General features: G+C 22.5%; 7 protein-coding genes. 3 read left to right on the top strand and 4 right to left on the bottom strand.

Features of this window, described 5'->3' with window-relative positions:
• The first annotated feature begins 97 nt into the window (after nucleotides 1-97).
• The gene (locus FD728_RS04675; protein WP_236261834.1) at nucleotides 98-283 is read left to right on the top strand and encodes a hypothetical protein; all 186 of its coding nucleotides are present in this window, start codon (nucleotides 98-100) and stop codon (nucleotides 281-283) included.
• Nucleotides 284-1,465: 1,182 nt separating this feature from the next.
• Nucleotides 1,466-2,329 (top strand): plasmid replication initiator RepA, encoded by an 864-nt coding sequence (gene repA, locus FD728_RS04670; RefSeq protein ID WP_159935323.1) that lies wholly within the window; start codon nucleotides 1,466-1,468, stop codon nucleotides 2,327-2,329.
• Between the two features lie 465 nt (nucleotides 2,330-2,794).
• On the opposite strand, the gene FD728_RS04665 is transcribed toward repA (FD728_RS04670), so the two are convergent.
• From FD728_RS04665 to FD728_RS04650, 4 genes are read right to left on the bottom strand one after another with little or no spacing between them, the layout of a single operon-like run.
• Nucleotides 2,795-3,346, bottom strand: a complete 552-nt coding sequence (locus tag FD728_RS04665; protein ID WP_159935321.1) for a phosphoglycerate mutase family protein — start codon at nucleotides 3,344-3,346, stop codon at nucleotides 2,795-2,797.
• Between the two features lie 14 nt (nucleotides 3,347-3,360).
• The gene (locus FD728_RS04660) at nucleotides 3,361-3,990 is read right to left on the bottom strand and encodes a hypothetical protein (RefSeq protein ID WP_159935319.1); all 630 of its coding nucleotides are present in this window, start codon (nucleotides 3,988-3,990) and stop codon (nucleotides 3,361-3,363) included.
• A gap of 47 nt (nucleotides 3,991-4,037) precedes the next feature.
• A complete protein-coding gene (locus FD728_RS04655) occupies nucleotides 4,038-4,865 on the bottom strand; it encodes a hypothetical protein (RefSeq protein WP_159935317.1) in 828 nt (275 codons plus the stop codon).
• A 9-nt stretch (nucleotides 4,866-4,874) separates the two neighbouring features.
• Nucleotides 4,875-5,630 carry a hypothetical protein gene (locus FD728_RS04650; protein ID WP_159935315.1) on the bottom strand — a complete coding sequence of 252 codons (756 nt, stop codon included), beginning with the start codon at nucleotides 5,628-5,630 and terminating at the stop codon, nucleotides 4,875-4,877.
• A gap of 534 nt (nucleotides 5,631-6,164) precedes the next feature.
• Here FD728_RS04650 and repA (FD728_RS04645) point away from each other — a divergent pair.
• Nucleotides 6,165-6,419, top strand: a complete 255-nt coding sequence (repA, locus tag FD728_RS04645) for a replication regulatory protein RepA (protein ID WP_159935313.1) — start codon at nucleotides 6,165-6,167, stop codon at nucleotides 6,417-6,419.
• The last annotated feature ends 486 nt before the right edge of the window (nucleotides 6,420-6,905 follow it).

The following is a 6,905-nucleotide window of genomic DNA, read 5'->3' as shown; positions in this document are numbered from 1 at the left end:
TAATAATAAAACAATAACTATATATTAAAAATTTTATATTGACATCATAAAAATTAATATTTTTATGATGTATAAAAGGAGTATAATAAATATTATTATGATGAAAATTAGTGCAACACCATATCGTGAGGCGATTATTCGTTTGTGTGCTCTCCGCTTACGTTACCAACGAGCTTGCCGAAATCCTTCTTTTGGAGTAGTAGCCTTAGCAACATTAATGTCGCAACTTGAAGATGCAGAACGAGATGTTGAAAGATATGAACAAAAATCTATTCGTATCTAATTATAATTATTAAAATCAAATGAACTGTATAGTAATACTATATTTGAAATTGTAATTAGGTAGTAATTAAGATTCAATTAATTTTGATAAATTTAATTGTTATTTACATGTATATATTTTTTAATAATCTTCTCTTGTCTAATATCTACTTTATATTTTGAAAATTTATTAATATTTTTTTTTTTTTTTTTAGAAAATATTTTTATTGAATATAGCATTAATTAATCTATAAAAATAATATTCTCATTATATTTTATTTTAAATTCTATAAAGTGATAAGATAATTTCATTATTAAATTATTTATTTCTAGAGACTATTGATATCCTGTTTACTTAAAATGTAACTATTAACTTTGTTATGATGTATATTTTTAATAAAAACTTAACAGTTTTCTAATTTCAAATCAAATATTTTATATATATTATTTATAATCATTATAAAAATCATAAATAAAATATTTGATTTGAAATTAGGGCTTTTATGTAATAAGGAGTATTAAATTTTACGATTGAATTATTAAAATAATTAGTTCAATATATTTAAGTTTAATAAATATTCTTTAATAGTAATCAGTCCACCTTTTATTTTTAATATACTAGTGAAATATTTAAAAAAATCAAGCAAAAGAATTTTAAATTATTTATATCAATTTTTGAGTAAAAAATTAACAATATTCTTATATTATAATATTAAATTTTGATTTAATCAATTTTATTATTTTAATTATAAGTATTAAATTTAAACATAAAAAATTAAGAAAGTACATTAAATATTAATTTAATTCTATTTTTATGGCCAAACAAATAATGGAATAAATATATTAAATTTAATTGTTTTATGAAAAGTAAATACTACCCTCCTTATTATTAAAAAATAGGCGTTATGGGTTAACGCTTGAGGGTTGAGTAATAGAATGGTAAATTACTAGATTAATAGGACTACTAGGTCGCCACGCCGCAAGGTGGTAAATACATAGTTCTATATAATGATAATAAATAATAGAACTTAAAAAATAAAACCTCGAAAATCCTCCCCATAGTTTGGCGACTAAAGAAGATTAACGAGGCTCACTTAAAACTGCATAGAAACTGTTGCTCTATGCGAGGAGTATAGTTTTATGGCTGGAAAACTGCAATACTTTCTATGCATACTCTTTCTTTGCAACAGAAGAGTAGGAAGCTGTGATTGAACAAACATTTGAAAATACTTTATTTTATCGGCAAGTTAAAAATCCTTTTCCAGAATTTATTCCAGAAGTAGGGAAGAAAACCTTACCATTTTGCGAAAAGCTTAGATTAAAAGCCGCTGGGTTTACCCATCGCGTAGAATTTCAAATATTAGTATCTATGTTAATTGCTCGCGGAGAACGTAAGAGACGACCACCGGAATTAAGGCGTCGAGCACTTGAAGCAGCACTTCAGGCGATGTGTTATTATTATAATCCACTTGCTAATCGGGTGAGTGCTTCTTTGACTACAATGAGTATTCGCTGTGGTTTAGCTACAGAAAAAAAACGGCTTTCTATTACTCGTCTTACTGGAGCACTTAGGTTTTTATCATTATTAAACCTTATTACTTATAATACTGAATATGATAGGAATTTGGGTTGTAATATTCCTACTGATATAACTTTTAAACCATTGATGTGGCGATTACTTGATATATCTGAAGAATCAGTTAATGCTGTACGCAAAAGTAGAGCCGAGTGGGAAAATATTAAGCGAGAAAAAAAAGGTCTACCTCGTTTAAATATTGATGAACTTGTCAAAGATGCATGGGCATTTGTTCGTGAACGTTTTCGCTCTTATCATAGATTTCGTCGTGAACATGGATTAAAACTCTATCAAGCACGTAAAGATTCTTTTCTATCCCGTAAAGAAATCGAAGTTCTTGTGCATAAACAGATTCTAAAAGAAGTTAGAGATGGTCGTTTAAAGGGTAATTTAAATTTAATACTGGATGAAATTAAACGTCGTGTAAAAGAAAGAATAGTTATGTCGCGTGGAAAATATTCTCGTCTTAAAAATGATATATTATTAATTTAATTTTTTTCGTTGTTAGCATAGTACTAGTTTTGTTATTTTTAACTGAAATAAGAATAAATTCTTACTATTATTTTTGTTCGTACATCACAGTATTTACACATATATTTATATGTGTAAAATTTTTTTATTAATTTTTATATATTAATTTAAGGGTATTTAAAAAAAAATAAAATTTATTTTTATAAATAGTATAGAAGAAAAAGTTATCCACATTAACTACGAGAGAGTTTGTTGTATAATCTATACATCATAATGTGCAAACTACTATAGTAATAGATTAGTAAACTACGTTATTTCTTTTTTAAGACTTTAAATAAATTCTTTTAAAAATATTTAAAGCATTTCATATTTAAAATAATATAAATATAAATATAAGATATACACAAATATATAAAAATTTTATTAATATAAAACTATAAAATTTTAATTCTAAAAAAATTATATAAAAAATTAGTATTTAATTAATTAAAAAATAAAATTTACCTTTTTTAACAACCAAATACCTTTTTCATTAAAAAAATGAGTAATTGAACAATTATCAATTTCTATACAAAATGTATCTGAACCACAATAAAGACGTATTATAGTTTTAATAACACCTCCATGAGTAAAAATAATGATACGTTTATAACTAGAAAAAAGTTTACATAAAGAAATCTTTATTTTAGACTTAAAGAATAAATATTCTTTATTTACTTTATTTTTATTGACTGGAAAAAAACAATTTGATAATTGTAAACTACCTCTAACATGGAAAGAAGCTTCTTTAAAGCTATCATCAAAAACAACATTTAAAAAACTATCAATAGGTAAAACTATTTTTACTGTTTCAACTACACGATGTAACGGGCTACTGATAATAAAAAAATTTTTTATATCTGTATATTTACTAAAATTTTTATATAAGTTTTTTGCTTCTAATATTCCTTTTTCAGTAAGATGACTATCCTTATTACAAGTTATTCCTGCTTGCCATTCTGAATGACCATGTCTAATAAGAATAAGTTCTTTTTTCATAAGCTTTAATGAACTCAATTAGTAAAAAATTTATCCACTATTTTAATTTCATTAATAGCATCATCATCAGTAGCTGATAAATGAATGCCATTTGTAGTTGGCGTGTACCAATTGAAGTGACTAAGATAGGATCTTATTCCTTGTAGATAACTATTTTTTTGTATTGGGGCACCCTGAAAACAACTTTTTAATTCAATCCATGATAAAAAAGATTTTTTTTTAATAATAAATAAATGAATTGAAACAGGTATGTTAATAAACATTTTTCTTTGATAAGGACAAAAGGGATTTAGAATTTTAAATTCTTTATTTTGAATAAAGTATTGATCTTTTCCAATTTTTAAAATTGATTCTTTTAAAGAATTCCACTGTTTAAATAAATCTAAATCACTTATATTTTTAAATTTCTTTAAATATTCAAAACTTCCAATAGTAGATCCTAACTGAGACTGATATGAATAATTTAAAATTTCACTATATATTTCATCAAATAAAATAGCTTTTTTTTTATAACTATATACTTGAATATTCCTTTCAATATTTAATTGATACCTTTTAAGGTAATAATGAATAAGTGGGAAATAATATTTCCTTGCAAAAATATTAAACTCTGGTTTAAAAAACATTAATGCTATTTCGGACATTTGTATGACTTATTATTTTTAAATAAATAACGATATTGATTTAATTTTTAATATTTATTTAGCATTTTCATTCCACGCTGATATTTAATATCATAAATTACATAAGTATTAAAATAAGAAATAAGTGAATCACGAAGATCTTCAATAATCTGTATTATACGTAAATCACTTTTTATGTGTTCAGAAATACGTGGATATAATGATAATTCAATTTCTCGAAATTTTTTCCAATTTATATAATTATCAATGTTTTTATTGGAACGAAGATCAAAAACCGCAGATCTATCAATAGAACATCTTAAAATATCATATCCATCAATAAGTACATAAAATGTTGTACGATATCCTCGCAAAATCATTGAAGGATTTAAGTGATGTGGTGATATTCCAGTAGTAACTTCAAGAAATGTACCTGGCTGATCTACATCACTACGTGTTATTAATTTTTTTACTATATGAATAGCTTCAGGACTAATTGAATCTTCTTGAATAATTTTTTTTTCTTTATCTTTAAATACATGTCTTCTATCAATTCGATTACCGGTTAAATCTTCCGGCATTTTAAAAGCACAGAAAGCATGTGTTAGTTTATTACTAGATGTCCTAAGTAATGATCCAGTAGGAATAATTTGATAATTATCATTATCATAATAAACTGCAGTATTTAGAGGAGGAGTTATTCTCACTCCATTACGTTCTTTAAATTCAATCGTAGGAAATTTATATTTTATTTCAATTTGTATTTCATTGAGCCATTTATAGTATTCTATATCATTAATATGATCTGCAAAAATTTTTACAGATAGTTGACGAAAAATATTATATTCTCCATGTTTTTCATGGATTGAACCTTGAGTATCAACCATTAATACCATAATTTTTCCTTAAATTTTATTTAAAGTATATTGAAGTAAATTTTTCAATTCTTCTGGAGTATACATAGGTACACTAGAAACAGTACCTTCACGTGGATAAAAGGTATTATACGTATGAGTGAATTTTTTTTTCCGAGGACCTCTAACTAAAAAAGATATGATTGGTTCATTTCCAGTAGGAAATAAAATACGATGAATAAAATGATTTTTCATGGAATAAATATTATTTTTATTAATTATTTTTTTGCCAATTTTATCTAGATAAACATATTTTTCAAAAAAACAGTCATGTATATTACTTGTCTTTGAAGGGACGTATTTATATTTCTGATATCTTATTTTATTTTTAATATTTCCAGATGATTCTTTAAAGATTTCATGAATTTGTATACCACTAATTACCAGTGAAGAAAAACTAAAACGATGGTCATGTATAAGTTCTTGTTTAATTTGTTTTTCTGTAAATGGAGGTTTCCAAATATGCAATGTTAGGCGACAGTGATTGTTATTGAAGTCATTTATAAAAACAATTTTCGAAAAATGATTAACGTGTCGATATGAATTTGAAGCAATTACTGTAAGATAATTAGAATTACTGAGTATTTCTTGGATAATTTGTGGTAATATTTTTTCATCTCTAATTTTTTTTAGAAAATTAGTAGAACGTTTAAAGAATATTACTTCATCTTTTTGATAGAGATTTAAATCTTCAAAATCTTTTTTAATTTTTTGTAAATTAATACAGATAGGATTAATAATTTTCATATTTTATCCTTATTTTATTGAAAAATAATTTCAATAAAATTTTTTATAATAAAAATGTATAAATATTAATTTAGTCATCTATGTAAAAGAATTTAAATAATATGAATAACAAATAGTAGAGATTATTATTAAAAGTTAATAACGTAAATATTAGAGTATTTTATATTTATTTGTTGTATTATTTTTTTATATAAAAATATCAATTATTATATATAGTAAGTATTATATCAATTGCATTTTAGAAATATACATAAATAATTAAAGAATTTTTCATTTAATAGAAAATAAATATTTAATGAATATAGTAAGCTTAATTTATAGAAAATATTTATATAGATAATTTTTTTAAAAAATATTTTTTATTTTAATTTAGTTAATATGAACTATATTATTAATAACTAAAAATCTATATTTTTTATTTTAAAAATATATTTGCATTAAATAAAAAAATTTATTTATGTTAAAAGTTAAATAGACTTTTTTTTAAAAAAATAGTATATGTATATTTTATTTATTGAATTTAAAGAGTTCAAGATGTCCAAAATTTTAAATGTAATAACTTCATCATCTAAACGTATTTATAAAAAAGGCAAGCCATTATCTGTAGCTGAACGTCAACAAGCCTTAACAAAGCGTAGGAAAGAAACTCACAAAGAGATTAAAGTTTATGTACCGTTAGCTTTGAAAAAAAGTCTGTGTGATTTATGTCAGTCTGAAGGTATTTCTCAAGCTGAAATGATTAGCATTTTAATATCTGATGCTAGTATTATTATGCAGCGAAATAAATAATGATTTGTGTCATATATACTTTGCTATAAATTAATGAAGTTAATTTATATTAATAATAAAATGATCATTAATAATAATTTAAAATACCAAAAATTTTTTTATTTATTTTGTATGTAATAACATTATATTAGAATTTTTCTACATAAAAGAGTTATAATATATATTATAAGAAAAATAAATTATAAATTTAAATTATTTATTACGTTTAATAATTTTTTCATAAAAAGAAGATTATAAAGTATAAAATATTATTAATAATAATTAAATGTTAATATAGTTATATATATACTTACTCTAGTAGTAATAATTAATAACTATTATTTTATTAATTTTTATAATGTGAAAAAATATATTAAATTTAATAATAAAACAATAACTATATATTAAAAATTTTATATTGACATCATAAAAATTAATATTTTTATGATGTATAAAAGGAGTATAATAAATATTATTATGATGAAAATTAGTGCAACACCATATCGT

This window comes from Pantoea sp. Aalb, assembly GCF_009829985.1.
Lineage (GTDB): Bacteria > Pseudomonadota > Gammaproteobacteria > Enterobacterales > Enterobacteriaceae > SZZU01.
Note: the sequence above shows the minus strand (reverse complement) of the source record. Positions and strands in the feature narration are given on the sequence as shown.

Excerpts from the sequence above, each read along its gene's own strand:
- FD728_RS04675 (WP_236261834.1), top strand. The coding sequence starts at position 98 with ATGATGAAAATTAGTGCAACACCATATCGTGAGGCGATTATTCGTTTG.
- FD728_RS04665 (WP_159935321.1), bottom strand. The coding sequence starts at position 3,346 with ATGAAAAAAGAACTTATTCTTATTAGACATGGTCATTCAGAATGGCAA.
- FD728_RS04660 (WP_159935319.1), bottom strand. The coding sequence starts at position 3,990 with ATGTCCGAAATAGCATTAATGTTTTTTAAACCAGAGTTTAATATTTTT.
- FD728_RS04655 (WP_159935317.1), bottom strand. The coding sequence starts at position 4,865 with ATGGTATTAATGGTTGATACTCAAGGTTCAATCCATGAAAAACATGGA.
- FD728_RS04650 (WP_159935315.1), bottom strand. The coding sequence starts at position 5,630 with ATGAAAATTATTAATCCTATCTGTATTAATTTACAAAAAATTAAAAAA.
- repA (WP_159935313.1), top strand. The coding sequence starts at position 6,165 with ATGTCCAAAATTTTAAATGTAATAACTTCATCATCTAAACGTATTTAT.